The sequence below is a fragment of the Frankia sp. CcWB2 genome (genome assembly GCF_977927585.1).
Window position 1 is genome coordinate 6,815 of sequence record NZ_CDWRCM010000113.1, and the last position, 437, is coordinate 7,251.

Annotated in this window: 1 protein-coding gene; it reads right to left on the reverse strand. The window is 72.8% G+C overall.

Annotated elements, in window-relative coordinates; translation table 11 throughout:
* Nucleotides 1–343: GNAT family N-acetyltransferase (locus ACY45C_RS13160; protein WP_462187910.1), on the reverse strand; the 343-nt coding region annotated here is incomplete at its 3' end.
* Between the last annotated feature and the right edge of the window lie 94 nt (nucleotides 344–437).

Genomic DNA, 437 nt, shown 5'->3' on the forward strand with positions numbered 1-437 from the left:
CCTCGGTCACCTCGGTCACCTCGGTCACCTCGGTCACCTCGGTCACCGCGTGCTCCGACCGGGCCGGTGGCTCGACCCATCGTTCCACGTGGCAGCAACCGAGGAGGGTTCCGTCCGGGTCCTGCGCGAGCAGGACCACGCTGTCCGGCGCCGCCAATGCCGCGCCGACCGCGGCGGCGTCGGTGCGCCGCCCGGCGAGCAGGTCGGCCTCGGTGGTCCACCCCGCGCGACTGGGCTCCCCCCGGTACGCGGACTCGACGAGCTCGACGATCGCCGCGACGTCGGCCTTGGTCGCACGGCGGAACGTGAGATCGCCCGGGTAGACGTGGGAAACCGATCGCATCCCCCCATCCTCACAGCTCCAGGAAGTAGTCCCCCGGGAACGCGAGCGAGCGCATGGTGGGTAACGGCCCGGGCGGGACGGGGGAACGGGGAAC